We start from the raw sequence: 23,594 nt of genomic DNA, 5'->3' as shown, positions 1-23,594 counted from the left end.
TTACGGCGGTCATGGCGAGAGGGAAACGCCCGGTCCCATTCCGAACCCGGAAGCTAAGCCTCTCAGCGCCGATGGTACTGCCCTGGAGACGGGGTGGGAGAGTAGGACACCGCCGGACAACCATTCACGAGGACGGGAGTCGGAGCCGATGGGCTCCGACTCCCGTCCTCGCCCATTTCTGCACCTTTCTCGTGGCGCTCCCAGGAGTGCTGCCCGTAGCGCCGAGGTACTCAGGACGACATGACTTCTCCCCGACGAGGGTCCGCCGGGCGCGGCCGCGACGACGGCCGCGGTGGCCGGGGCCAGGCCGGTGCGGGCCGGGACGACCGGCAGGGACGCCCTACGGGTGGACGCGACGCCGGGGCGGAGCGTCGTGGCGGGGTGTCCGGTGGGCCGCGTCGCGGGACCTCCGACAACCCCCGGACCGCGGGGGACCGTGCGGGCCGGCAGGGTGGGCGCGGCTCGGGCGGCGACTGGTCCCCGCGCGGCGGGCAGAGCAGCCGCTCCGGCGACCGGCGTCCGGGAGAGCGCTCGGGCGGCCCGGTGGCCGGGAGGACGTCCGGCGGCGACTGGCGGGACCGCCGTCCCGTCGGCGACCGCGATCGCGACGACCGGCAGGACCGCCGGACGACCGGTGACCGCCCCACGGGCGACTGGCGCGACCGGCGTCCGGCCGCGGACCGGTCGTCGGGCTCCTGGCAGGACCGGCGCAGCGGGATGGGACGTCCAGGTGCCGCCGCGGATCGGCGCCCGCCGGCGGGCGAGGAGCGCGGGCGGCGGAGCGAGGCGGTCGCCGGCGATCGCCGGGACCGGCGTCCTGCGAGCGATGCCGCGCGCAGCAACCGGTCCTGGGAGGGGAGCGCGCGGCCGCGCCGTCGGGACGAGTCCGCCGCCCGCCCGGAGTGGCGGGAGCGCCGGCCACAGGCCGACCGGTCCGCACCCGACCCGACCGGAGAGCGGACCGGGTGGCGTGGCCGCCCGGGCAGCGGCGGAGCACGTCCGCAGCAGCGCGGCGGCCCCGCCGACCGCGCGGGCGGCCGCAGCTGGCGCGACCGTCGTCCCACCGACGACCGTCGTCCCCGGCCTGACCGGGACCGCACGCCGCCGGTCGCGCCCGGGCCGGACCTCCCCGACTGGGCCGACGCGCGGGAACTCGACCCTGCGATCCGTGCCTCGCTGCGCGGTCTGGACTCCCGCAACGCCGAGAAGGTCGCCCGCCACCTGGTCGTCGCCGGCACGCTGGTCGACGACGACCCGGAACTCGCACTGAGCCACGCCCGAGCGGCCCGGGACCGCGCCTCGCGCATCGCCGTCGTCCGGGAGGCGGTGGGCGTGGCCGCCTACCACGCCGGCGACTACGCCGAGGCGTCGCGCGAGCTGCGCGCCTACCGGCGGATGAGCGGCGACGAGGGGTACCGCGCCGTCCTCGCCGACTGCGAGCGCGCGCTGGGACGGCCCGAGGTCGCGCTGCGGCTGGTCCGGGAGGCACTGGCCGACCAGCCCGACCCGGCCGAGACCGTCGAGCTCCGGCTCGTCGAGGCCGGCGCCCGTCAGGACCTCGGGGAGGCCGCGGCCGCGCGGCTGGTCCTGGAGGGTGCGCTGGGGGGCCGGCCGGTGCCCACCGGCGTCGACCTGGCCGACGAGGGCACGCGCCGGATCGCCTCCGCCTACGCCGACCTCCTCGCCGCCGGGGGGGACCCGGCTGCCGGCGCCTGGCGGGAGGCCGTGGACGCCGCCGCACCCGACGAGGACGAGGACGTCGCCTTCGGCGAGGAGGAGCTGCCGCTGCCGGAGGCGGGCACCGCCGACGAGACGGCCACCGGCGCCGCCGAGCGGCCGGAGGACAGTGCGGCCGACACCGGCCACGACACCGGTGAGGGCGACACCGGCGCCGACGGGGAGGACACCGTCCCCGCCGACGTCGAGGACGTCGAGGACGTCGAGGACGTCGACTTCGACGCGGACGTCGAGCGCGAGGTCGCCGAGCTGCTCGGTGAGGTCGACCCGCCGGCGGAGGACGAGCCCGGGCACTGACCCCCGACAGTTCCCGCGACGTCGTCCACACCGCCTGCCCCGTCCACAGGGTCGGGCGTGGTGGCTGCCGGGGAGTCCCCGGGCAGCACGCTGCCGTCATGAGCGTGGCTGTCATCGACCGGAACGACGTCGTGCTCCGCGGGCGCCTCTCGGCTCCCGCGGAGCACCGGACCCTCCCCAGCGGGGACCCGCTGGTCACCTTCCGGCTCGTCGTGCGCCGACCCGAGCCCCGGGCCCGCGGCTCATCGGTCGACGTGCTGACCTGCATCACCTACGACCGGGGCCTGCAGCGGCGGGTGGCCGCCTGGGAGGCCGGCGACGTCGTCGAGGTCGAGGGGGCGCTGCAGCGGCGGTTCTGGCGCACCGGCCAGGGCACGGTGTCGGTGTGCGAGGTCAACTGCCGGCGGGGCCGCAAGGTGCCGCGGTCGGCGGGCTCGGGGACGGTGCGGACGGCATGACGGGTCCGCTGCGGCGGCCGCCCTCAGTCGGCGTGCGGGCGCAGCACCAGCCCGGTGCGCGGCTTGGGCACGAACAGCGTCGACTTGCGCGGCATCCGGGCTCCGGCCCGGGCCACCGCGGCGACGTCGGCGGGCGAGGGCGGGCGCAGCAGCACGGCCACACCCGCCCGCGCGCCGGCCAGCCGCACCGCCTCGGCGACGTCGTGGGCCACGAGCACCGAGCCCGGGTCGTCGGGCCGGCCCCACAGCCCGCCCAGCAGGCCGGTCGTGGCGAGGACGACGTCGAGGGAACGCCACGACGGAGGCGCCTCGGCCGGCACGGTCGCGCGCACCTCGGGTGTCGGGTCGGACAGGGAGAGCAGCTGCCGGCCGTCGGTGAGCAGCAGGCCGCCGTCGAGGGTCGCGAGGAGCGGCCGCGCGGTGACGGCCACCGCGGCCGGGTCCGGGTCGACGGGCACGTCGGTCACCGTGAACCCGCGCGCGGCGGCGTCCCGGGCGTCCTGCAGGGTCAGGTCCGGAACCACGCGGTGGATCGGCTCGACCCGCAGGCCGCCGGCGCCCATGGGGGTCAGCAGCGCCAGCACCCGGCAGTTGCCGGTCGCGTGGGTGCGGTGCAGCGCCTGCGCGGCGGCGAAGCGGTGGTGCCCGTCGGCGATCACCGCACCGGTGCGCGCCAGCGCCGCCTGCAGCCGGTCCAGGACCGCCGCGTCGGTCACCCGCCACAGCCGGTGGGCGACCCCGTCGTCGTCGACCACCTCGAGGTCGGGCGGGCCGCCGCCGGCCGCCGCGGTCAGCGCGGCCACCTCTGGCTCGGGGTCGTGGGCCAGCACGATGGGCTCGAGGTCGGTGGCCGTCGCCGCGAGCAGCGCCCGGCGGCCCTCGACGGCGGCCGGGAAGGTGTCCTCGTGCGGGAGCACCGCCCGGCCGCCCACGGCCACCCCGCCCAGCCAGCCGACCGTGGGCTCGCCGTCGGCGGGCCGCATCTCGTAGCGCCACATCGCCGGGCGCTCGTCGCGGACGAGCACCCCGGACCGCTCCCACGCGTGCAGGGTCCCGGCCGCCCGGGCGGCGACGTCCCCGGCCGCCGCGGGGCCGGTGGCGCCGGCGGTGCCCGCGCCGGACGTGCCGCCCGGGAGGATGAGGCGGACGATGTTGTGCGGGTCGGCGGCAGCCAGCCGTTCCGCGCCGTCGGGGGTCACCAGGTCGTACGCTGGCGAGCTCACCCGGGCCAGGTGCTCGGGGTCCCGGTGCCGGTAGGTGAGGGCCCGGAAGGGCCGGACGTCGAGTCCCGTCGCGACGTGTGGCGGGGAGCCCAGCGGCGACGAGTGCACGACGGGATCGTAGGAGCCGTCCGTCCCGGGCCGCCGCGGCGTCCGGTCCCCGGGCCCGCACGGGCACCGGGCGGGGCAGGCGGACCGCGGGAGGACGGGAGGACGTCGGTGGGGACAGCAGGAGGCGCGGGACGGGCGGCGCCCGACGGGCACGGGCCCGAGGGCGGCGTCTACGAGTGGTACCGCCGGGGACTGGACCTGCTCAGCAACGGCGACCCCGCGGCCGCGGCCACCCTCCTCACCCGGGCCGCGGAGGCCGAGCCCGGCTCCCGCAGCGTCCTGGAGGCGCTGGCCCGCGCCCAGTACGACGCCGGGCGCTACGGGGAGGCCGTCGACAGCTTCGGTGAGCTCGCGGCGGGGAACCCGACCGACGACTACGCCCACTTCGGGCTCGGGCTGGCCGCCAGCCGCGCCGGCGACCTCGACCTGGCCGCCGAGCACCTGGCCCTGGCCGTCGCCATGCGCCCGGACCTGCCGCACTACGCGCGGGCTCTGCGCGGCGTCCGCGCCCGGCGGGCCTCCGGGCCCGGAGCGGCGTGAGCGCCGCACCGGGCGGTGCCGGCGCGGGCGGCCTGGCCGCCGGCAGCCCCCGCCCGCCCGCCGCGCTGTTCGACGTCGCGCTGCTCGACCTCGACGGGGTCGTCTACGTCGGACCCGACGCGGTGCCCGGCGTCCCCGCCGCGCTCGCCGCGGCGCGGGAGGCGGGCATGCGCCTGGGCTTCGTCACGAACAACGCCTCGCGCACGCCGGAGGAGGTGGCCCGGCACCTCGAGGAGCTGGGGGTCCCGGCCACCGCCGACGAGGTGATCACCAGCTCGCAGGCGGCCGCCTCGGTCGTCGCCGCGACGCTCGGTACCGGTGCCCGGGTGCTGCCGGTCGGCGGCCCCGGGGTCGCGGCCGCGCTGCGGGCGGCCGGGCTGACCGTCGTCGAGCGGGCCGAGGACGACCCGGCCGCCGTGGTGCAGGGCTACGGGCGGGAGGTCGGCTGGGCCCAGCTGGCCGAGGCGGTCGTCGCCGTCCGGCGCGGCGCGCGGCACGTGGCCACCAACGCCGACGCCACCATCCCCTCCCCGCGCGGGCCGCTGCCCGGCAACGGGGCGATGGTGGCCGTGGTCGCCGGCGTCACGGGGGCCGAGCCGGTGGTCACCGGCAAACCCGACCCGGCGATGCACGCCGAGTGCGTCCGCCGCACCGGGGCGCGGCGCCCGCTCGTCGTCGGCGACCGGCTCGACACCGACATCGAGGGCAGCCACCGCGCAGGCGCGGCCAGCCTGCTGGTGCTCAGCGGCGTCACCGACCCCGGGACGCTGCTGGCCGCGCAGCCGGACCACCGCCCCGACCTGCTCGCCCCCGACGCCGGCGGCCTGCTGGTGCCGCACCCGCCCGTCGTCACCGAGGAGGGCGGCTGGCGCTGCGGCGGCTGGCTGGCGGCCGCCGACGGCGGGGCGGCGCTCGTGCTGCGCACCGTCCCGGACGCCGCCGGCCGTGGCGACGCCCCTGGTCCCGACGACGGGCTCGACGGGCTGCGCGCCCTGTGCGTGGCGTCCTGGTCACGACCGGGCGGCCCGGCCGGGGCCGAGCTGCGGGCCGGTGACGAGGCGGCCCGCCGCGCACTCACCGACTGGGACCTGGTGCGGTCGTGAGCACCGCGCACGCGGCGGCCGGGGGAGCGCCGCCGGTCCGGTCCGCGGGACCGTCGCCGTCGGTGGCGGCCGGTAGTCTCGCGGGCCGGGATCACCACCGGTCCCCGTCCCGGGCCCGTCGTCCGCACGCCCGCCGTCACGCCTCTCACGCCCCGTCCGGAAGGTCCCTGCCATGACCGAGCCGATCCGGCCGCGACCGGTTCCGGGCCCGCCGCGGCCCGGCCCCGCCGCCGCGCGCGCCGCCGGTCCGGAGAGCACGGTCCCGGAGCGCGCGACCCCGGGGAGCACGGTGCCGGGGAGCGCGACCCCGGGGAGCGCGACCCCGGGGAGCACGGTGCCGGGGAGCGCGGCCCCGGACGGCGCCGGCCCGGGCAGCGCCACCGCGGCCGCGCTGGCCGGCCTCGACCAGCGCCCGGTCGCCGAGCACGTGGCCGTCTTCGAGGCCGAGCACGACCGGCTCAGGCGCGAACTCGCGACGATCGACCAGCTCTGATGCCGCGCCGCAGCCGACTCGACGCCGAGCTCGTGCGGCGGGGCCTGGCCCGCTCCCGCGAGCACGCCGTCGAGCTGATCCACGAGGGCCGGGTCGCGGTCGCCGGGCAGGCCGCCACTAAGCCGGCCACCGCGGTCGACCCGGCCACGCCCGTCGTCGTGCGCACCGACCCCGACGAGCAGCGCTGGGTGTCCCGCGGCGCGCACAAGCTGATCGGCGCGCTCGACGCCTTCGGTGTCGCCGTCGAGGGCCGCCGGGCGCTGGACGCCGGCGCCTCCACCGGCGGCTTCACCGAGGTGCTGCTGTCCCGCGGCGCCCGGGAGGTGGTCGCCGTCGACGTCGGCTACGGGGAGCTGGCCTGGTCGCTGCGCACCGACGAGCGGGTGCGGGTGCTCGAGCGCACCAACGTCCGCAGCCTGGCGCTAGAGGACGTGGGCGGGCCGGTCGACCTGGTCGTGGCCGACCTGTCGTTCATCTCGCTGCGGCTGGTGCTGCCCGCGCTCACCGCGTGCGCCACCGCGGAGGCCGACCTGCTGCCGATGGTCAAGCCGCAGTTCGAGGTCGGCCGCGAGCGGCTGGGCTCCGGCGGCGTCGTCCGGGACCGCGCCGCCCGCGCCGACGCCGTGCTCGCGGTCGCCGGCGCCGCCGCCGACCTCGGCTGGGGGACCGCCGGGGTGGTGGCCAGCCCGCTGCCCGGCCCGGCGGGCAACGTCGAGTTCTTCCTCTGGTTGCGCCGCGACGCGGGGCGCCCCGAGGAGGCCGACGTCGTGCGCGCCGTCGAGGAGGGGCCGCGGTGACCGCACGGGCGCACCGGCGCGTCTCAGGGGACGCTGGGAGGAGACGGGCGGGCGAGGCAGCCCGCGGCGACGGGGACCGCACGGTCCCGGGCGGGGAGGACCGATGAGCGAGGCCGGCCAGGGCGAGTGGCGTCCCGGCGGTGGCCGGCACGTGCTGCTGGCCGTGCACACCGGGCGCGAGGACATCGTCGAGCTCGCGCGCAGCTCCGCGGCGCGGCTGGAGCGCGCCGGGATCACCGTGCGCGTGCTGGAGGACGAGGCCGACGACCTGGGCATCCCCGGCGCCGACGTCGTCCCGGCCGACGCCGAGGCCGCCCGGGGCGCGGAGATCGTGATGGTCTTCGGCGGCGACGGCACCTTCCTGCGCGCCGCCGAGCTGGCCCGCTACAGCCACGCCGCGCTCATGGGCGTCAACCTCGGCCGCGTCGGCTTCCTCGCCGAGACCGAGCCCGAGGCGGTCGAGGAGACCCTCACCGCGATCGAGCGCTGCGACTACTCGGTGGAGAAGCGGCTGGCCGTGGAGATCGACGTCCTCGACGCCACCGGCGCCGTCGTCGCCGGCACCTGGGCGCTCAACGAGGTGTCCGTGGAGAAGGCGCAGCGCTCGCGCGTGCTCGACGTCGTCATCTCCGTCGACGGCCGGCCGCTGACCAGCTTCGGCTGCGACGGCGTGCTGTTCGCCACCCCGACCGGTTCGACGGCCTACGCGTTCTCCGCCGGCGGCCCGGTGGTGTGGCCCGACGTCGAGGCGCTGCTGCTGGTGCCGTCCAACGCGCACGCCCTCTTCTCCCGCCCGCTGGTCACCTCGCCGGACGCGGTGCTGTCGGTCGCCGTCCCGCCCGACGGCAACCGCGCGCGCGTGTCGGCCGACGGCCGCCGCGCGTTCGACGTCCCCGTCGGGGGCCGGGTCGACGTGCGGCGTGCCGAGCGGCCGGTGCGCATCGCCCGCGTGCACCCGTCCACCTTCGGCGACCGGCTGGGAGCGAAGTTCGGCCTGCCGGTGCACGGGTTCCGCGACGCCCGCCGGCACGACCCGGGCCACGAGCTGCGCAGCTCGCGCAACGTGCTCCTGCGCGACGTGGTCACGCTGCCCCCCTCGGCCAACGGCGCCCCGGCGACCGGAGAGGAGGTGCGCGGTGGCACCCCGGACCCCGACGCGTGAGCGGGCCGGCCGGGCCCGGCGCCCCCGGTCCGGCGAGGCCGACCCGCCCGGCACCGCGGTCGCCGAGGAGGTCTCCGCGGACGCGGTCCCGGACGCCCGCGCCGACGGCGCGCCCACCGCGCGTGCCCGGCACGACCTCGGCCGGCTCACCGAGCTGCGCATCCGCGGCCTGGGCGCCATCGACGACGTCACCCTCGAGCTCGGCCGCGGCCTGACCGTGGTCACCGGCGAGACCGGTGCCGGCAAGACGATGGTGGTCACCGGCCTGACGCTGCTCTTCGGCGGCCGCGCCGACCCCGGCCGGGTGCGCGCCACCGGCCGGGCCGGCGTCGAGGGCCGGCTGGAGCTGCCCGCGGACTCCCCGGTGTGGGAGCGGGCCGCCGAGGCCGGCGCCGAGCCCGACGAGGACGGCTCGCTGATCCTGGCCCGCACCGTCAACGCCGAGGGCCGCTCCCGCGCCCACCTGGGCGGGCGCAGCGTCCCCGTCGGGGTCGTCTCGGAGCTGGCCGAGGGGCTGTTGGCCGTGCACGGGCAGAGCGACCAGCTGCGGCTGTCGCGCCCGGCCGAGCAGCGGGCGGCCCTCGACCGCTACGCCGGCCCGGCACACCTGGAGCTGCTGCAGACCTACCGCGCCGCCCACGCCCACTGGCGGGAGCTGGCCGCCGACCTCGACCGCCGCCGCGGCCAGGCCCGCGAGCTCGCCCAGGCCGCCGACGTGCTGCGGCACGGGCTGGAGGAGATCGAGGCCCTGGCGCCCGAGCCCGGCGAGGACGAGGCCCTCGACGCGCAGGCCAAGCGGCTCGGCGACGCCGACGCCCTGCGGGCCGCCGTCGACGAGGCCCGGATGGCGCTGGTCGGCGACGTCACCGGCGACCTGGGCGCCGAGGGGCTGCCGCAGGACGCCACCGCCGCGCTGGCCGTCGCCGAGCGCGCCCTGGCCGGCACCGACGACCCCGCGCTGGTCCTGCTCGCCCGCGACCTCGCCGACGCCGTCGCCGTCGTCTCCGACGTCAGCGTCCAGCTCGCCGGGTACGTCGCCGACCTCGACGCCGACCCCGCGCGGCTGGCCGAGGTCCTCGACCGGCGGGCGGCGATCACCACGCTGGTGCGCAAGTACGCCGACCCGGGGGACGGCCTGGCCGGCGTGCTCGCCTGGGCCGAGGAGGCCCGGCAGAAGCTGTCCGCGCTCGACGTCTCCGACGAGGCGCTCGAGGCCCTCGCCGCCGCCCGCGACACCGCCCGCGCCGAGGTCGACGACCTCGCCGCCCGCGTGTCCGCCGGCCGCCGCGCCGCCGCCGACGGGTTCGCCGCCGAGGTCGGCCGCGAGCTGGCCGGCCTGGCGATGAAGAGCGCCCGGGTGTCGTTCTCCATCGACAGCCACCCCGACCAGCCCGGCCCCGACGGCGTCGATGAGGTCGCGCTGCTCATGGCCGCCCACCCCGGCGCCCCGCCCCGGCCGGTGCACCGCGGCGCGTCCGGCGGTGAGCTGTCCCGGGTCATGCTCGCCATCGAGGTGGTCTTCGCCGGCGCCGACCCGGTGCCGGTGATGGTCTTCGACGAGGTCGACGCCGGCGTCGGCGGGCAGGCCGCCGGCGAGATCGGCCGCCGGCTGGCCCGGCTGGCCGGCGACCACCAGGTCGTCGTCGTCACCCACCTCGCGCAGGTGGCCGCCTTCGCCGACACCCACCTGGTCGTGGACAAGTCGCCGGACACCGCGGCCGGGGTCACCGCCACCGACATCCGCGCCGTCGACGGCGAGGACCGGGTGCGCGAGCTGGCCCGGATGCTCTCCGGGCTCACCGACAGCGACACCGGCCAGGCGCACGCCCGGGAGCTGCTGGCGGTCGCGGCCGCGGCGCGCGGCTGACCGTCGCCCGCCGACGGGGGACCGGCGCCGGACCACCCGGTCGTGCGCCACCCGGTGGCGGGAGGCAGGACTGTCCGGCCCCGCGCGCGGGTAGGCCCCGGACGTGCGCCCACCCGTCCCCGCCGTCACCACCGCCGCGAGCCCCGCCGGGGACGTCCGGTGAGCTGCTTCAGCTCCGCCGACGAGTCCGCGCACTACGGCTTCTCCGTCTGCATGCTGCTGCAGCAGTACCGCGAGCAGCTGGGCTGGGAGTCCGTCCCGGTGGTGGAGCTCGGCACCGGGGACGCCTCGGCGATCGCCGACGTCGTCGCGGGCCTGCCCGGGCTGCGCGTCCGCAGCTCCGACATCAGCGCCGACTCGGTGGAGCAGGCGCGGGCCAACATCGCCCGGCGCGGGGTGGCCGACCGCTACACCGTCGAGCTCGGGAACTTCTTCGACCGGGCCGACGCGGCCGGCGGCGAGCCGGTGACCACCGCGATCGCCAACCCGCCCTACATCCCCGCGCCCGACCGCGACATCCTCATGCCCGAGCTGTGGGGCGGCGTGCGCGGCAACGACCTGACGCTGCAGCTGCTCAAGGCCGGTTACGAGAACGTGGTCACCGCCGTCGCCAGCTACGCCGACCCGGTCACCACCGTCTCCACCGCCACCGACCTCGGCTACCGGGTGGCCAACTTCCTCGCCATGGGCCTGGACTTCGGCCCCTACAGCAGCGAGCCGAAGGTGCGTGCGCAGATCCGCCGGATCGTCGAGGAGGGCCGCGGCTGGGCCGGCGACGACGAGTACATGGTCGCCGTCGCGCTGTTCACCCGGGACCCGGCGATCCCCGGCGACCGCGCCGACCAGCTGCTGCGGGCGCTGCAGCTGCCGGCCTGAGGGCCCTCACCCCAGGGGCACGCACAGCGCCGCGGGGTCGTCGGCGCACCCGCCGGCGGCCACGGTCACCTCGTCCCACGGGCCGGTCGCGTTCGACCCGGCCTCGTTGCGCAGCCCCGACACCCGCAGCACCAGGTCGTCGGTCGGGGCCCCGTCGCGGGCCACGACCCAGACGGTGACGGTGGTGACGCTGCCGGTCCCGCTGCCCACGCCGAAGCCGTCGGTCACCGGCGACGGGCCGTCCTGGCACCAGCGCGTCCCCGGCGCGGAAGACCCGACCAGGACGGCGGTACCGGCGCGCGGCGGCCCGCCGTCGGCGGCGGTCAGCGCGACGTCGGCGGCCAGCCCCGCCATCCCCGCCGTCGAGGTGTCGGTGAAGGTCAGCTCGACGGCCAGCGTGCGCACCGAGCCGTCGTCGGGCAGGTCGCAGTCCTCGGCGACCGGGCCCGGCAGCGGAGGCAGGCCGACCGACACCGGGGTGCGCACGACGCCGACCGTGCCGGAGTAGGCGGTGCCGCCCGAGACGTCGGCCAGCGTCGCGCCCGCCACCGGCGCCGGGGTCACCGGCGCGATCGGCGGGGGAGAGCCCTCGAACCGCGGCACGGCCACCGGGTCGTCGGCCGGGTCGTCGGCGTCGACCAGCCAGGCGCAGCCGGGCAGCACCCCGGTCAGGGCGAGGCAGAGGACGGCGGCGGGCCGGCGGGGACGCACGCCGCGCACCCTGGCAGAGCGCCCGGCCGGACGCGAGCACCCGCCGGACGTGTCAGCAGCGCCGCTTGGCGTACCCGGCCAGCCCGAACTGCAGCAGCGACAGCCCCCGGCGGCCGGCCGCGCGCAGCTCGGCGGCCAGCTCGGGACCGGTCACCCCCGCCAGCACCCGGTCGCGGGCCAGCTCGAGCAGCCGCCCGTAGAGCGCGGTGACCGCCGACGCGGTGAGCTCGGGCTCCACCGCGCCGTCGGGGGCCCCGGTCTCCTCGCGGATCTGCGCGGCCAGCGCGGCGGTGATCTCCCCGAGGATCTCCCGCTCGCGCACCTGCAGCGTGCGCGAGCCGCGCACCACCCGGGCCATCGCCGCCACGCCCTCGGCGGCCTCCGGGTCCCCCAGCGACGCCATCGCCGCGACGAGGAACGTCCCGGCCGCCGCGGCCGCCGACTCCCCGGCCGGCCGCTCGGCGACGGCCCGCAGCAGCGCCGCGCGCACCGGCGGGTCGGTGGAGAGCACCAGGCCCTCCTTGACCGGGAAGTGGTTGAACACCGTCTTCTCGACCACGCCGGCGCGCTGGGCGATCTCCACGACGCTGACCGCGTCGAAGCCGCGCTCGGCGAACAGCGCCGCCGCGACCTCGACGATGCGGTCGCGGGTCTCCAGCCGCCGCCGCTCGCGCACCCCCGAGCCGCGCCGCTGCCGCCGCCGGGCGGCCCGCCCGGCCGGCGGTCCGTCGGGACCCGTCGGCGGTTGGGCGGGGGCCGCGCGCTCGCCGGCCGGTGCGGCAGGGGGCCCGGACAGGGGCTCGGACGGGGGCTCGGGGCGCGTCCCCGGGACCGCCCGGATGACCGGGGCGGGGGCCGGTGCCGGCGCGTGCTCCGGCACCCCGTCGGCGGCGCCGGGGCCGGTCGCCGGGAAGCTGGCAGCTGGAGCCCCACGTGTCACGACGACGACGCTAGACAGCGATACCGGACACTCCGAGGGTGCTGGTGGGGCGCGCGCGCCGGGCGTGTCGCGCTCACCGTGGTGTCGGACACCCTGCGTGACCAGGCGGTCGCCGAAGCGCGTCGGAGGGCGGCCCCCACAGGCGTGCGTGGGAGCATGCGGGAATGCGCATCGGCACCCTGCGACGGAGCCGGGCCCAGGAGGCGGCACCCGGGGTGAGCGGCACCGTCCGGCTGGACCGTCGCACGAAGAACCTCACCAAGCGCCTGCGGCCCGGGGACATCGCCGTCATCGACCACGTCGACATCGACCGCGTCAGCGCCGACTCCCTGGTCGCCGCCAAGGTCGGCGCCGTGGTCAACGCCGCCCCCAGCATCTCCGGCCGCTACCCGAACCTGGGGCCGGAGATCCTCACCGCCGCGGGCATCCCGCTGGTCGACGGCGTCGGCAAGGACGTGCTCGGCGCCCTCAAGGAGGGCGCGCAGGTCCGCGTCGAGGGCAACACCCTCTACGGCCCCGACGGCGCCCCCGTCGCGAAGGGCACCGAGCAGACGCCGGACACCGTCGCCGCGGCGATGGCCGAGGCCCGGGCGGGGCTGTCCACGCAGCTGGAGGCCTTCGCCACCAACACGATGGAGTACATGAAGCGCGAGCGCGCGCTGCTCCTCGACGGCGTCGGCGTGCCCGACGTGCGCACGACGATCGAGGGCCGGCACGTGCTCGTCGTCGTCCGCGGGTACGACTACAAGGAGGACCTGCAGGCGCTGCGGTCCTACATCCGCGACTACCGGCCGGTGCTCGTCGGCGTCGACGGCGGCGCCGACGCGCTGGTGGAGGCCGGCTACTCCCCGGACATGATCATCGGCGACATGGACTCGGTCAGCGACCACGTCCTCAAGAGCGGCGCCGAGGTCGTGGTGCACGCCTACGCCGACGGCCGCGCCCCCGGGCTCAAGCGCGTGCAGGACCTCGGCGTCGACGCCATCACCTTCCCGGCCGCGGCGACCAGCGAGGACATCGCGATGCTGCTGGCCGACGAGAAGGGCGCCAAGCTCATCGTCGCCGTGGGCACCCACGCCACGCTCGTGGAGTTCCTCGACAAGGGCCGCGGCGGCATGGCCTCGACCTTCCTCACCCGGCTGCGGCTGGGCGGCAAGCTCGTCGACGCCAAGGGCGTGAGCCGGCTCTACCGCAGCCGCATCTCCACCGGGGCGCTCGTCGTCCTGGTGCTGGCGGCGCTGCTGGCCATCGTCGCCGCCCTGGCCGTCACCACCGCCGGGCGGATCTACCTCGACCTGCTGGTCGACCAGTGGGACAGCTTCGTGTTCTGGTTGGAGAACCTCTTCTCGTGATCGACTTCCGCTACCACCTGGTCTCCCTGATCGCGGTGTTCCTCGCGATCGCCCTGGGGCTGGTGATCGGCGCGACCCAGCTGTCGGGGCCGGTGCTGGACAACCTGCGGGGGCAGGTCAGCTCGCTGCAGGAGGACAAGCGCGCGCTGGAGGACACCACCCAGACGCTGCAGACCCAGGTCGACGCCGACGACGCCTTCGAGTCCGCGGTCGCACCCGCGCTGGTGCAGGGCACGCTCACCGGCCGCAGCGTGCTCCTGGTGCTCGCCTCCGAGGACGTCGCCACCGAGACCGTCGAGGAGGTGACCGCGCTGGTCACCGAGGCCGGCGGCACGATCGCCGGGCAGCTCACCCTCACCCCGGAGTACAGCGACCCGGCCAGCGAGTCGGCGCTGCAGAGCTACGTGACCACCCCGGCCGGCCGGCCCGCCGGCGTCGCGCTGCCCGAGACCGACGACACCGGCCAGCTCGTCGGCGCGCTGCTGGGCCAGACCCTCGTGGTCCCGGCCGCCGGCGCCCCGGTGCCCGACACCGCCGCCGTCTCCACCGTCCTGGCCGGGCTCACCGCGCTCGACGTGCTCTCCCAGGACTCGGACTCGGTCACCCCGGCCGACCACGCCGTCGTCCTCACCACCGGCGCCTTCGACGGCGAGGACGCCGCCGACCGCACCGACACGCTGGTGGACCTGGTCACCGCCCTCGACGCCGCGGGCTCGGGCGCCGTGGTGGCCGGCGACGCCGCCTCCGCCGGGGAGAACGGCCTCGTGGGCGCAGTCCGCGACGACCCCGGGACCGCCGCCGCCGTCTCCACCGTGGACAACGTGACCAGCCCCTCGGGCCGGATCAGCACCGTGCTGGCGCTGGGCCGCGAGCGCGAGGGCACCTCCGGCGCGTACGGCACCGGGGAGGGCACCCAGCCGGTCCCGCCGCTGCCGGCCGCCACCCCGTGAGCCCGCACCCGGCGCTGCTCGTGGCGGCCGGGGCGGCGGCGGCCCGCGCCGGACTCGCGGCGGCCGCCGCCGTGGACGCCCGCCCGGCCGGGGCGCCGTGGCGGCGCACCAACTACGCCGGCCGGCCGGTGACCCTGCTCGGCGGGCCCGCGCTGGCCGCCGCCGCCACCGCCGGGGCGGTCCTCGGCGCCCCGGCCGGCACCCGCGGCGCGGCCGCCGTCGCCGGGGCGGTGTCCGGGCTGGTGGGCGGCTACGACGACCTGGCCGGCGCCCGGCCCGAGCAGGCCCGCGACAAGGGGCTGGCCGGGCACCTGCGGGCGCTGCGCGCCGGGCGGGTGTCGGCCGGCGCGGTCAAGGTCGCCGGCATCGGCGCCGCGGCGGCCGTCGCCGCGCTCGCCACGCGCCGCGGCCCGGCCGACGCCGTCCTCACCACCGGCCTGGTCGCCGGCACCGCCAACCTGGTCAACCTGCTCGACCTGCGCCCGGGCCGGGCGGCGAAGGCCGCCGCCCTCGCCGCGGCCGCCGGGCTGCGCGGTCCCGCCGGCGGCCTGGTCGCCGGCCCGCTGGGCGCGGCGCTGGCGGTGCTGCCGGCCGACCTCGGCGAGCGGGTCATGCTCGGCGACGCCGGCGCCAACGCCGTCGGCGCGCTGCTCGGACTGCGGGCCGCCGCCGTCCCCTCCCGCCCCGTGCGCGCCGGCCTGCTGGCCGCGGTCACCGCGCTGACGCTGGCCAGCGAGCGGATCAGCTTCACCCGGGTCATCGAGGCCACCCCGGGCCTGCGCGAGCTCGACCGGCTCGGCCGCCGCCCGGCGTGACCGCGGCAGGGCCGACCGTGTCGGGACGCCGGGTGGCCGAGGGCGTGGCCGGCGCCGCCGCGCTCATCGCCGTCCTCACCGTGCTGGCCCGCCTCGCCGGGTTCGGCCGCACGCTGGTGTTCACCAACGCCGTCGGCGCCGACAGCACCGGCGACGTCTACACCGCGGCCAACACCGTCCCCAACATCGTCTTCGAGGTCGTCGCCGGGGGAGCGCTGGCCTCCCTGGTGGTCCCGATGCTCGCCGGCGGCATCGCCACCGGCGACCGCGAGCAGGTGCGCCGCACCGCCTCGGCGCTGCTGGGCTGGACCCTGCTGCTGCTCGTGCCGCTCGCCGCGCTGGTCGCCGTCCTGGCCGAGCCGATCGCGCGGCTGCTGCTCGGCGGCGGCTCCGAGGCCGAGGTGGCCCTCGGCGCCCGGTTCCTGCTGGTCTTCGCCCCGCAGGTGGTGCTGTACGGGCTGGGCATCGTGCTCACCGGTGTGCTGCAGGCGCACCGCCGCTTCGCCGCGCCGGCGATCGCGCCGCTGCTGTCCAGCGTCGTCGTCGCCGGCACCTACGGGCTGTTCGCGCTGCTCGGCGGCGCCCGGGACGTCGCGGCGCTGTCGACGCCGGCCGAGCTGGTGCTCGCGGTCGGGACGACGCTCGGCGTGGCCGCGCTGACCCTGCCGCTGCTGGTGCCGCTGCGCCGGCTGCACCTGGGGCTGCGCCCGTCGCTGCGGTTCCCGGTGGGCGCCGCGCCGCGGGTGCGGCGGCTCGCCCTGGCGGGCGTGCTCACCCTCGCCGGGCAGCAGCTGGTGGCCGCCGTCGCGATCCGGCTGGCCAGCGGCGGGCCCGACGGCACCCAGGTGGCCTACACCGCCGGGCTGACGCTGTTCCTCGTGCCGTGGGCCGCGGTCGCGGTGCCGCTGGCCACCTCGGCCTACCCGCTGCTGGCCGAGCGGGCCGGCACCGGCGACGAGGCCGGCTACCGGCGCGCGCTGGTCCCGGTCACCACGCTGGTGCTGGTGGCCTCGCTGGGTGCCGCCGCCGTGCTCGCCGCCGTCGCCGGGCCCATGGCGCGGGTGTTCCTCCTCGGCGGCAGCACCGGCGACGTCGCCGCGCTGCGCGACACGATCCTCGGCTTCGCGCCGGGCCTGGCTGGCTACGGGCTGGTCGCGGTGCTCACCCGCGCCCTCTACGCCCGCGGCCTGTGGAAGGCGCCCACGGCCTGCGTGCTCGGCGGGTGGCTGCTGGCGGTCGCCGCCGACGTCGGGCTGGCGCGCGCCCTCCCGCCCGCCGACCGGGCGCTGGCGCTGGCCGCCGGGCACAGCCTCGGGGTGACCGTCGCCGGGCTGGCGCTGCTCGCGGTCACCGCCCGGGTCGCCCCCGGCGGGCTGGCGGGGCTGGCCCGCTGCGGCCTGCCCGCGCTGCTGGCCGCCGCCGCCGGTGCCGCCGCAGGGCTGCTCACCGCCCGGGCGCTGGGCGCCGACCCGGTCCCGGCCGGCTCGCTGCCCGGCGCGGTCGGCGCCGGGCTGCTGGCCGCCGCGGCCGTGACCGCGGTGGCGGGGGCGGTCATGATGGTCACGGCGCGCCGGCCCCTGCTCGCGGCGGTGCGCGCGCTGCAGACGCCCGGGGGGACGGAGGTGCACGGTGGCTGAGCGGGAGCTGGCCGGCCGCCGCCTCGCCGAGGTGCTGGCCACCAGCACCGGCGGCGTGGGCACCCACCTGCGCTCGGTGCTGTCCGCGCTCGCCGACGCCGGCGCCGCGGTCACCGTCTGCGGCCCGGCGGCCACCGACGCGCTGTTCGGGTTCTCCGCGGCCGCCCGGTTCACCCCGGTCGAGATCTCCGCCGGGCTCGACCCGGTCGCCGACACCCGCGCCGTCCTCTCCCTGCGCCGTGTGCTCGACGGTGCACTGTCCGGCGCCGACCTGGTGCACGCCCACGGGCTGCGCGCCGGGCTGGTCGCCGCCGCCGCGGTGCGCGTCGCGGGCGGGGCCCGCCGGCCGCTGGTGGTCACGCTGCACAACGCGCTGCCCGACCGCACCGGCCCGCTGCGGCGGCTCCTGGCGCAGGCCGAGCGGGCCACCGTCCGCGCCGCCGACGTCGTGCTGGCCGCCTCGGCCGACCTCGCCGCCAACGCCCGGCGCCTCGGCGCCCGCGACGTCCGGGTCGCGCCGGTGGCGGCGCCCGCGCTGCCGCCGGCGACCCGCTCCCGCCCCGAGGTGCGCGCCGGGCTCGGCCTGGTCGACGGGCGGCCCCTGGTGCTCGCCGTGGGCCGGCTGCACCCGCAGAAGGGCTACGACGTCCTCCTCGACGCCGCCGCCACCTGGGCCGCGCGTCCCGACCCGCCGCTGGTCGCCGTCGCCGGGGACGGCCCGCTGCACGCCGAGCTGACCGGGCGGATCCGCGCCGGCCGGCTGCCGGTCACCCTGCTCGGCCGCCGCGACGACGTCGCCGACCTGCTCGCCGCCGCCGACCTCGTGGTGCTGCCCTCCCGCTGGGAGGCGCGCTCGCTCACCGCCCAGGAGGCGCTGCGCGCCGGTGTGCCCCTGGTCGCCACCCGCACCGGCGGGCTGCCCGACCTGCTCGGCGACGGCGCGCGGCTGGTCCCGCCCGGTGACGCCGCCGCGCTCGCCGACGCCGTCACCGGCCTGCTCGCCGACCCCGGAGCCGCCGCCGCCCTCGCCGCCGCCGGCCGGGAGCAGGCCGCGGGCTGGCCCGACGAGGCGGCCACCGCGCGCACGCTGGTCGCCGTCTACCGGGAGCTGCTGGGACCGCCGGGGACCGGCGCGGCATGAGGCGCGCCGCGGTCCTGCTGGGGACGCTGCTGACCCTGCTCGTGGCCGGGCTGCCCGGCGCGGCGGCCGCGGCCGAGGACTGGTCGGCCGACCGGGTGCTCGTCGTCGGCGTCCCCGGGCTGGTGTGGAGCGACCTCGACCCCGGGACCACGCCGGCGCTGTGGGAGCTGGCCGACACGTCCCCGATCGGCGCGGTGTCGGTCCGCGCGGCGCGCTCGACCACCTGCCTGCTCGACGGCTGGGCCACCCTGGGCGCGGGCAACCGGGCCCGCTTCCCGGCGCCCGACGAGGCCGCGCCGCCGGTGCCGCTGCCCACGGTCCCGCTGCCGGGCGAGGACGCCGGCGCGGGCGCCACCCCGTCGCAGGCGCCGGTGCCCGCCGGGCCGCCGGTCAGCCCGGCGCTGTCGCACTGCGGCCTGCAGGAGCGGCTGGCGCAGGTCGGGCTGGCCGATCCGCTGACCGCCGTCCGCGCCGTCGCCGAGGACCCCGCCACCGCCCGCTTCGGTGCCGAGCCCGGCGCGCTCGGCACCGCCGTGGGCTGCGCGACCGTCGTCGGCCGGGCCGCCGCGCTGGCCGTCGCCGCCCCCGGCGTCGGGCTGACCCGCGAGGAGGCGCTGCCCGCCGACCCCGCTGCCGTCGCCGGCCTGCTCGAGCCCTGCCCGCTGACGCTGGTCTCCCTCGACGGGCTGGTCGACGCCGGCGTGCCCGCCCCGGAGGGCAGCGAGACCGGCACCGAGCCGGCCTCCCGCGCGGCGGCCGTGGCGGAGGTCGACGACGCCGTCGCGCGGTTGCGCGCCGCGGTGGCCACGCTGCCCGGGGAGACGCTGCTGCTGGTGCAGGGCGTCTCGGAGGTCAACGACGGCCGCCCGCAGCTGCACGTGGGCATCGCCTCCGGGCCGGGCTTCACCGGGCCGGGCTGGCTCACCTCGGCCAGCACCGGCCGGGCGCCGTTCACCCAGCTCATCGACGTCGCTCCCACCGTGCTGCGGGCGCTGGGCGCCGAGCGGCCCGCCTCGGTGAACGGGCAGCCGCTGACGGTCACCGGCGGCCGGCCACCCACCGCCGAGGCGGTCGCGGCCCTGGAGCGGGCCAACACCGCGGCGGTCACCCACCACCGCAGCACCGGCACGTTCTTCGTCGCCCTGGTGGCCGTGGACGCCGCCGTCGTCGTCCTCGGGCTGCTCGTCCTCGGCCTGCGCCGCGGCGCGCGCGCCCCGCTGGCCCGGCTGCGGCCGCTGCTGGAGGTCGCCGCGCTCGCCGCCGCGTCGCTGCCGGTGGCCACCCACCTGGCCGGGCTGCTGCCGTGGGAGCGGGCCGGGTCCCCGCGCTGGGCGCTGGCGGGGTCGGTGCTGCTGGCCGCCGCGGCGGTGACGGCGGTGGCGCTGCTGGGGCCCTGGGCGCGGGGGACCGGGCGACGGCGCAGGCTCGGCCCGCCGCTGGCCGTCCTCGGGATCACCGTCGCGACGCTGGTCGGCGACGTGCTGGCCGGGTCGCCGCTGGAGCTCGACGGACTGCTCGGCTACGACGCGATCGTCGCCGGTCGCTTCACCGGCTACGGCAACCTCGGCTCCGGCCTGCTCGCCGCCGCCGCGCTGGTCGCCACCGCGGTCGTGGCGACGGCGGCCGGCCGGCGCGCGGGAGCCGGGCGCGACGACGGCGGACGGCGGCAGCGGCGCGTCACCGGCGCCGTCGTGCTGGCCGCCGGGGCGCTCACCGTGGTGCTGGTGGGCGCGCCGGGCCTGGGCCGCGACTTCGGCGGCGTGCTGGCGACCCTGCCGGGCTTCCTGCTGCTGGCGATGCTGCTCACCGGGGTGCGGGTGACGCTGGTCCGGCTGGCCGCGGTGCTCGCCGCGGGCGTGGTCGCCGTCGGCACGCTGGCGGTCCTGGACTGGACGCGGCCGGCCGACGAGCGCAGCCACCTGGGCCGGTTCGTCGAGCAGCTGCTCACCGGCGAGGCGTGGACGGTGGTCAGCCGCAAGGCGCAGGCCAACCTCGACATCCTGCTGGGCAGCGCCCTGGCGTGGGTGCTGCCCGTGGCGCTGGTGGCGGTGCTGTGGTTGGTCCGCGGCCGGCGGCCGCGCGGGTACGGGCTGCTGCGCGACGGCGGCTCGGGCCTGGCGCCGGCCGACGCCGCGGTGCTGCGGTCCGGGCTGCTCGCCGCCGCCCTGAGCCTGGCCCTGGGCGCAGCGGTCAACGACTCCGGGGTGGCGCTCCCGGCGACCGCCGCGACGCTGCTGGTGCCGCTGCTGGTGGCGCTGGCCGCGACGTCCCCGGCGGGCGGCGAGGTGTCCGGCGGCACCCGGGGGGATCTGGCCGATCGTGTTACGGTGGGTTCCCGTGGGTCGACCTGGAATGCGTGATCGCGGGCTCCTCCACAACTCCCAGCCGACGAAGTTCGTCTTCGTCACCGGCGGAGTTGTCTCCTCTCTGGGCAAGGGCCTGACGGCCAGTTCCCTCGGCGCGCTGCTGTCCGCCCGCGGCCTGCGGGTGACCATGCAGAAGCTGGACCCCTACCTCAACGTCGACCCCGGGACGATGAACCCGTTCCAGCACGGGGAGGTGTTCGTCACCGAGGACGGCGCCGAGACCGACCTCGACGTCGGCCACTACGAGCGGTTCCTCGACACCGACCTCGGCGCGCGGTCGAACGTGACGACCGGGCAGGTGTACTCCGACGTCATCGCCAAGGAGCGGCGCGGGGAGTACCTCGGGGACACCGTGCAGGTGATCCCGCACATCACCAACGAGATCAAGGCGCGCATCCTCGCGGCCGCCGAGGTCGACGGCGAGGACGGCGAGGACTCCGCCGACGTCGTCATCACCGAGATCGGCGGCACGGTCGGTGACATCGAGTCGCTGCCCTTCCTCGAGGCCGCCCGGCAGGTGCGCCACGAGATCGGGCGTGACAACTGCTTCTTCCTGCACATCTCGCTGGTGCCCTACATCGCGCCGTCGGGGGAGCTGAAGACCAAGCCGACGCAGCACTCGGTGGCGGCGCTGCGCAACATCGGCATCCAGCCCGACGCGCTGGTGTGCCGCGCCGACCGCGAGATCGCCACCGGCCTCAAGCGCAAGATCAGCCTGATGTGCGACGTCGACGCCGAGGGCGTCATCTCCTGCCCCGACGCGCCGTCGATCTACGACATCCCCAAGGTGCTGCACCGCGAGGGTCTCGACGCCTACGTCGTCCGCCGGCTGGGCCTGCCCTTCCGCGACGTCGACTGGACGGTGTGGGGCGACCTGCTCGACCGGGTGCACCGCCCGAAGCAGACGGTGACGATCGCGCTGGTCGGCAAGTACGTCGACCTCCCCGACGCCTACCTGTCGGTGACCGAGGCGCTGCGCGCCGGCGGGTTCGCCCACCGCAGCCGGGTGCAGATCCGCTGGGTGCCCTCCGACGACTGCCAGACCCCCGAGGGGGCGGCCGCGGCGCTGTCCGACGTCGACGGCGTGTGCATCCCCGGCGGGTTCGGCGTGCGCGGCATCGAGGGCAAGCTCGGCGCCATCCGCTACAGCCGCACCAACGGCATCCCGACGCTGGGCCTGTGCCTGGGCCTGCAGTGCATGGTCATCGAGTACGCCCGCAACATGGCCGGCCTCGAGCACGCCAACTCCGCTGAGTTCGACCCCGACACCCCCGACGCGGTCATCGCCACCATGGCCGACCAGCTCGACGTCGTCGCCGGCGAGCGGGACCTCGGCGGCACCATGCGGCTGGGCAGCTACCCGGCGCACCTGCAGAAGGGGTCGGTGGCCGCGGCCGCCTACGGCTCGACCGAGGTCACCGAGCGGCACCGGCACCGCTACGAGGTCGCCAACGCCTACCGCGACCGGCTCACCGAGGCCGGCTTCGTGTTCAGCGGCACCTCGCCCGACGGCCACCTGGTCGAGTTCGCCGAGCTGCCGCGCGAGGTGCACCCGTTCTTCGTCGGCACCCAGGCCCACCCCGAGCTCAAGAGCCGCCCCACCCGGCCGCACCCGCTGTTCGCCGCCTTCGTGCAGGCGGCCGTGGACCGCGCGGAGTCCGCGCGGCTGCCGGTGCCCGACCTCGAGGCCGAGAAGGTCGGGATCTGACCGTGGGCGAGCCGGCCGCCGGCGGCGGGTACCGGGTGCTGGGCACCGAGACGGTCTACGAGGGCCGGGTCATCCGCCTGGTCCGCGACACCGTCGCCATGCCCGGCGGCGGGGACAGCGTCCGCGAGGTGGTCCGCCACCCCGGCGCCGTCGCCGTCGTCGCCCTCGACGACGAGGGCCGGGTCGTGCTGCTGCGGCAGTACCGGCACCCGGTGGGCGGCTACCTGTGGGAGCTGCCCGCCGGCCTGCGCGACGCCGCCGGCGAGCAGCCGCTGGCCGCCGCGCAGCGGGAGCTGGCCGAGGAGGTGCGCCTGGCCGCCGACCGGTGGTCGCTGCTGACGACCACGTACAGCACCCCGGGCTTCTGCGACGAGCTGGTGCTGGTCTACCTGGCCGAGGGCCTCACCGACGTCGACCTGCCCGAGGGCTTCACCGCCGAGCACGAGGAGCTCGACATGACCGTCGAGCGGGTGCCGCTGGCCGACGCGGTGCAGCGGGTGTTCGACGGGTCGATCCGCAACGCCGCCGCCGTCATCGGCCTGCTCGCCGCCGCGCAGCACCGCGCGGCGGGGACGACGCTGCGCCCCGTCGACGCGCAGTAGGGCCCGTCCCGCGTCGCACGAGATCGGCGGTCTCGTGGCCATCGGCGGCTGATCGCCACGAGACCGGCGATCTCGCGGAGGTGGAACGCCGCCGGGGTCAGCCGACGACGACCGGGCTCGACCAGCCCACCTGCACGTACTCGACCACCTGCGTGTCGGCGTCGAGCAGCGCCTCCTCGAGCCAGAACACGTAGGGCACGCCCGGGGTCAGCCCGCCGAGCACCGTGCTGACCTCGCCGCAGTCCGCGCGCTGGGCGACGTCGACCCGCGGCGGCGCCGGCTGCCCGCCGGGAGTCAGCGCCTGGCTGACGGCGGTGACCCGGTAGCCCCGGACGTCGTCGCGGCCGTCGGCCTGCCAGCTCACCGTCGCCGACCCCGCGCCGGGCACCACGCCGGGCGTGACCTGGCGCGGGTTGCCGTAGCCGCCGCACTCGGCCGGCGGCGGCGTGACCTGCAGCGGCTGACCGCGGGGCACCACCGGCGTCGGCAGCTCCACCTGCAGCCGGCGCGGCGGCGGCGCCGTCACCGGGAGCTCGGCCACCGGTGCGGGGGCGACGGTGGCCGGCGCGACCGGGTCGGCCGGCGTGGCGGGAGCGGGCGGGTCGGCGGGCGCGGCAGCGCGGACCGGCGCCGCCGAGGCGGTCACCCGCGCGGCGAGCTCGGTGGCCGGGGCCGACAGAGCCACCAGGCCCACGGCCGCGGCCGCGGTCA

The 23,594-nt window shown here is 78.3% G+C and carries 21 protein-coding genes and 1 rRNA gene; 18 read left to right on the top strand and 4 right to left on the bottom strand.

Annotated elements, in window-relative coordinates:
* Position 1: 1 nt before the first annotated feature.
* The 3 genes from rrf to ACI780_RS17265 all read left to right on the top strand — a co-directional run bounded on the left by rrf (position 2) and on the right by ACI780_RS17265 (position 2,492).
* Positions 2 to 118, top strand: a 5S ribosomal RNA gene (gene rrf / locus ACI780_RS17275).
* Between the two features lie 599 nt (positions 119 to 717).
* The gene (locus ACI780_RS17270; protein WP_457004475.1) at positions 718 to 2,034 is read left to right on the top strand and encodes a hypothetical protein; all 1,317 of its coding nucleotides are present in this window, start codon (positions 718 to 720) and stop codon (positions 2,032 to 2,034) included.
* A gap of 98 nt (positions 2,035 to 2,132) precedes the next feature.
* A complete protein-coding gene (locus ACI780_RS17265) occupies positions 2,133 to 2,492 on the top strand; it encodes a single-stranded DNA-binding protein (protein ID WP_089403963.1) in 360 nt (119 codons plus the stop codon).
* Between the two features lie 23 nt (positions 2,493 to 2,515).
* Here the strand turns inward: ACI780_RS17265 and ACI780_RS17260 are convergent, their stop codons facing one another.
* On the bottom strand, positions 2,516 to 3,823 hold the full coding sequence (locus tag ACI780_RS17260; RefSeq protein ID WP_457004472.1) for a DUF1015 domain-containing protein: 1,308 nt from the start codon (positions 3,821 to 3,823) through the stop codon (positions 2,516 to 2,518).
* A gap of 108 nt (positions 3,824 to 3,931) precedes the next feature.
* On the opposite strand from ACI780_RS17260, the gene ACI780_RS17255 reads away from it, so the two are divergent.
* The 7 genes from ACI780_RS17255 (at position 3,932) to ACI780_RS17225 (ending at position 10,661) form a co-directional block, all read left to right on the top strand.
* The gene (locus tag ACI780_RS17255; protein WP_456872056.1) at positions 3,932 to 4,363 is read left to right on the top strand and encodes a tetratricopeptide repeat protein; all 432 of its coding nucleotides are present in this window, start codon (positions 3,932 to 3,934) and stop codon (positions 4,361 to 4,363) included.
* Positions 4,360 to 5,466 (top strand): HAD-IIA family hydrolase, encoded by a 1,107-nt coding sequence (locus ACI780_RS17250; protein WP_456872055.1) that lies wholly within the window; start codon positions 4,360 to 4,362, stop codon positions 5,464 to 5,466. The genes ACI780_RS17255 and ACI780_RS17250 overlap by 4 nt, the downstream gene beginning before the upstream one ends.
* 334 nt (positions 5,467 to 5,800) lie before the next feature.
* Positions 5,801 to 5,959, top strand: a complete 159-nt coding sequence (locus ACI780_RS17245; protein ID WP_457004469.1) for a hypothetical protein — start codon at positions 5,801 to 5,803, stop codon at positions 5,957 to 5,959.
* Positions 5,959 to 6,756 (top strand): TlyA family RNA methyltransferase, encoded by a 798-nt coding sequence (locus ACI780_RS17240; RefSeq protein ID WP_456872053.1) that lies wholly within the window; start codon positions 5,959 to 5,961, stop codon positions 6,754 to 6,756. The genes ACI780_RS17245 and ACI780_RS17240 overlap by 1 nt, the downstream gene beginning before the upstream one ends.
* A gap of 103 nt (positions 6,757 to 6,859) precedes the next feature.
* Positions 6,860 to 7,918, top strand: coding sequence for an NAD kinase (locus ACI780_RS17235; protein WP_457004467.1), 1,059 nt, complete (start codon positions 6,860 to 6,862; stop codon positions 7,916 to 7,918).
* A complete protein-coding gene (gene recN, locus ACI780_RS17230; protein ID WP_457004465.1) occupies positions 7,893 to 9,785 on the top strand; it encodes a DNA repair protein RecN in 1,893 nt (630 codons plus the stop codon). Before ACI780_RS17235 ends, recN begins: the two co-directional genes overlap by 26 nt.
* A 159-nt stretch (positions 9,786 to 9,944) precedes the next feature.
* Positions 9,945 to 10,661 (top strand): methylase, encoded by a 717-nt coding sequence (locus tag ACI780_RS17225; RefSeq protein WP_457004463.1) that lies wholly within the window; start codon positions 9,945 to 9,947, stop codon positions 10,659 to 10,661.
* 6 nt (positions 10,662 to 10,667) lie between these two features.
* On the opposite strand, the gene ACI780_RS17220 is transcribed toward ACI780_RS17225, so the two are convergent.
* Positions 10,668 to 11,372 carry a hypothetical protein gene (locus tag ACI780_RS17220; protein ID WP_457004461.1) on the bottom strand — a complete coding sequence of 235 codons (705 nt, stop codon included), beginning with the start codon at positions 11,370 to 11,372 and terminating at the stop codon, positions 10,668 to 10,670.
* A 52-nt stretch (positions 11,373 to 11,424) separates the two neighbouring features.
* Complete coding sequence (locus ACI780_RS17215) at positions 11,425 to 12,048, bottom strand: TetR/AcrR family transcriptional regulator (RefSeq protein ID WP_457004459.1); 624 nt, start codon at positions 12,046 to 12,048, stop codon at positions 11,425 to 11,427.
* Positions 12,049 to 12,527: 479 nt separating this feature from the next.
* On the opposite strand from ACI780_RS17215, the gene steA reads away from it, so the two are divergent.
* From steA to ACI780_RS17175, 8 genes are read left to right on the top strand one after another with little or no spacing between them, the layout of a single operon-like run.
* Entirely contained in the window at positions 12,528 to 13,664 is a 1,137-nt protein-coding gene (gene steA, locus ACI780_RS17210; RefSeq protein WP_457004457.1) for a putative cytokinetic ring protein SteA, read from the top strand.
* A complete protein-coding gene (locus ACI780_RS17205) occupies positions 13,661 to 14,614 on the top strand; it encodes a copper transporter (protein WP_456872046.1) in 954 nt (317 codons plus the stop codon). The genes steA and ACI780_RS17205 overlap by 4 nt, the downstream gene beginning before the upstream one ends.
* Entirely contained in the window at positions 14,611 to 15,429 is an 819-nt protein-coding gene (locus ACI780_RS17200) for a hypothetical protein (protein ID WP_457004455.1), read from the top strand. Before ACI780_RS17205 ends, ACI780_RS17200 begins: the two co-directional genes overlap by 4 nt.
* Before the next feature lie 17 nt (positions 15,430 to 15,446).
* The gene (murJ, locus tag ACI780_RS17195; protein WP_457004453.1) at positions 15,447 to 17,066 is read left to right on the top strand and encodes a murein biosynthesis integral membrane protein MurJ; all 1,620 of its coding nucleotides are present in this window, start codon (positions 15,447 to 15,449) and stop codon (positions 17,064 to 17,066) included.
* Entirely contained in the window at positions 17,059 to 18,207 is a 1,149-nt protein-coding gene (locus tag ACI780_RS17190) for a glycosyltransferase family 4 protein (RefSeq protein WP_457004451.1), read from the top strand. The genes murJ and ACI780_RS17190 overlap by 8 nt, the downstream gene beginning before the upstream one ends.
* The gene (locus tag ACI780_RS17185; RefSeq protein ID WP_457004449.1) at positions 18,204 to 20,567 is read left to right on the top strand and encodes a hypothetical protein; all 2,364 of its coding nucleotides are present in this window, start codon (positions 18,204 to 18,206) and stop codon (positions 20,565 to 20,567) included. Before ACI780_RS17190 ends, ACI780_RS17185 begins: the two co-directional genes overlap by 4 nt.
* A complete protein-coding gene (locus ACI780_RS17180) occupies positions 20,560 to 22,281 on the top strand; it encodes a CTP synthase (protein ID WP_456872041.1) in 1,722 nt (573 codons plus the stop codon). The genes ACI780_RS17185 and ACI780_RS17180 overlap by 8 nt, the downstream gene beginning before the upstream one ends.
* A 2-nt stretch (positions 22,282 to 22,283) precedes the next feature.
* Positions 22,284 to 22,883: an NUDIX domain-containing protein gene (locus ACI780_RS17175; protein WP_457004447.1), complete on the top strand. Its 600-nt coding sequence runs from the start codon at positions 22,284 to 22,286 to the stop codon at positions 22,881 to 22,883.
* A gap of 97 nt (positions 22,884 to 22,980) precedes the next feature.
* Here ACI780_RS17175 and ACI780_RS17170 read toward each other — a convergent pair whose 3' ends face one another.
* On the bottom strand, positions 22,981 to 23,568 hold the full coding sequence (locus ACI780_RS17170) for a hypothetical protein (protein WP_457004445.1): 588 nt from the start codon (positions 23,566 to 23,568) through the stop codon (positions 22,981 to 22,983).
* Positions 23,569 to 23,594: the final 26 nt, after the last annotated feature.

The sequence above is a fragment of the Geodermatophilus sp. SYSU D00814 genome (genome assembly GCF_054050055.1).
This window is presented reverse-complemented; position numbering and strand designations above follow the sequence as displayed.

Excerpts from the sequence above, each read along its gene's own strand:
- ACI780_RS17270 (WP_457004475.1), top strand. The coding sequence starts at position 718 with ATGGGACGTCCAGGTGCCGCCGCGGATCGGCGCCCGCCGGCGGGCGAG.
- ACI780_RS17265 (WP_089403963.1), top strand. The coding sequence starts at position 2,133 with ATGAGCGTGGCTGTCATCGACCGGAACGACGTCGTGCTCCGCGGGCGC.
- ACI780_RS17240 (WP_456872053.1), top strand. The coding sequence starts at position 5,959 with ATGCCGCGCCGCAGCCGACTCGACGCCGAGCTCGTGCGGCGGGGCCTG.
- ACI780_RS17235 (WP_457004467.1), top strand. The coding sequence starts at position 6,860 with ATGAGCGAGGCCGGCCAGGGCGAGTGGCGTCCCGGCGGTGGCCGGCAC.
- ACI780_RS17185 (WP_457004449.1), top strand. The coding sequence starts at position 18,204 with ATGAGGCGCGCCGCGGTCCTGCTGGGGACGCTGCTGACCCTGCTCGTG.
- ACI780_RS17180 (WP_456872041.1), top strand. The coding sequence starts at position 20,560 with ATGCGTGATCGCGGGCTCCTCCACAACTCCCAGCCGACGAAGTTCGTC.